This is a genomic window from Parvibaculum sp. (genome assembly GCF_035511255.1).
Lineage (GTDB): Bacteria > Pseudomonadota > Alphaproteobacteria > Parvibaculales > Parvibaculaceae > Parvibaculum.
Window position 1 is genome coordinate 1 of the sequence record NZ_DATKFR010000123.1, and the last position, 1730, is coordinate 1730.

Annotated in this window: 2 protein-coding genes; both read right to left on the reverse strand. The window is 63.1% G+C overall.

The window, feature by feature from the left end; genetic code table 11:
• Positions 1-196: 196 nt before the first annotated feature.
• On the reverse strand, positions 197-1246 hold the full coding sequence (locus tag VMR03_RS04335) for an aldo/keto reductase (protein WP_325402633.1): 1050 nt from the start codon (positions 1244-1246) through the stop codon (positions 197-199).
• Between the two features lie 34 nt (positions 1247-1280).
• A partial coding sequence (locus VMR03_RS04340) for a hypothetical protein (RefSeq protein WP_325402635.1) occupies positions 1281-1730 on the reverse strand: 450 nt, incomplete at its 5' end.

Here is a 1730-nt window from a genome sequence, read left to right on the forward strand (position 1 = left end):
GAAATCGCTGGCGCGGTGCTGCTGCGCGGTCTTTCGGTGGAAAATTATCTGGCGGGGCTTGAAACGCCACCCGGCCTGCTGTCGCTCGTTCTTTTTTCGATATTCGCCGCGATGCCCTCGCTCATCCGCGTCTGACGCGGACGGCCGAATAATCGGCATGGCGGCGGTTGTGCGCCCGCCGCCATGCCGCATGTACTCAGAATGTGGATTTCGCCACCAGCGACCAGTCGCGCGTCGTGCCGGGGATCCGGTCGGATTGCATGCCGCGCATCCAGGTCGGGTATGTCGGCTTGGGTGCGCTCACAGCGTCGATGGCCGCGAGGTCCTCGTCCGTGAGTTTTACGTTCACGGCGCCGAGATTGTCCGCCAACTGGGTTTCATTCTTTGCCCCGACGATGACGGTTGTGACGTAGGGCTTGTGAAGCTGCCAGCCGAGCGCGACCTGCGCGACGCTGACGCCGTGCTTTTTGGCGATGCCACCGAGGACGTCGACGATGTCGTAGAGCTTTTCGACATCGACGGGCGGGAAGTCGAATTGCGTGCGGCGTCCGTCATTGGCGCGATTGGTGCGCGAGAACTTGCCGGAGAGTGCGCCGCCCGCGAGCGGGCTCCATGTCATGAGGCCGAGTTTCTGGTCTTCGAGCAGCGGCACGATCTCGTGTTCGAGGTCGCGGCCGACCATGGAATAGTAGGCCTGCAGCGTCGCGAATTTTTCGAGGCCCTGCCGTTCGGAAATGCCGAGCGCCTTCATGATCTGCCACGCCTGCCAGTTCGATACGCCGATATAGCGCACCTTGCCCTGGCGCACGAGATCGTCGAGCGCGCGCAGGCTTTCTTCCATCGGCGTCACGCTGTCCCAGCCGTGAATCTGGTATAGGTCGATATAGTCCGTCCCAAGACGTGTCAGGCTGGCTTCCACCTGTTGCATCAGGCTGAGACGCGAGACGCCGACCTCGTTCGGGCCGGTGCCCATGCGACCGAAAGCCTTGGTGGCGAGGACGATGTCCTTGCGCTTCGAACCGAGCGCCTTGCCGGTAAGCTTTTCCGACTCGCCGGCGGCGTAGATGTTTGCGGTGTCGATGAAATTGATGCCGGCGTCGAGCGACTGGCCGACCAGCGCATCCGCTGCCTTCTGGTCGAGGCCGCCAACGGCCGCGGCGAGCGAGCCGGCACCGCCGAATGTCATGGTGCCGAGGCAGAGACGGGAAACGAAGACGCCGGTATTGCCGAGTTGGGCATATTGCATGGCAGGTTCCTTCGGGAGTGTGGGGGGAGGGGAATCAGGTTCGGTTGGCGATGGCGTCCCAGCAGGCGTCGACGATCTCCTGGATGCGTGCTTCGCCGATCTTGCAGGTGCCGGAGATGGCGCGCGCGGCCAGCGCGTTCATCGGGCCGGAAATGAGGGATGTGATGATTTCGGGTGGCAGGGTCTTGAAGACGCCCTCGCGATAACCCTCGGCGTAGAAGTGGCCGAGGTCTTCGGCGATCTCGCTCTGGATCGACTTCGCGGCATCGCGCAGATAAGGCGAATGCGCGTATTGCTCGGCGAAGCGGAATTCGAGCGGATGAGTGACGCTGTACTGCATGCCGTTACGCCAGAGTCGGTCGAAACGCTGCCGCAAGGGAAGGGCGGGATCGTAGCCGGCGAGGGTCGCCTCGATGCGCCGGGCCTTGATGTCGGTGTAGAGCGCGTGGATCAGCTCTTCCTTGCTCTCGAAGTGGCGGTAGAT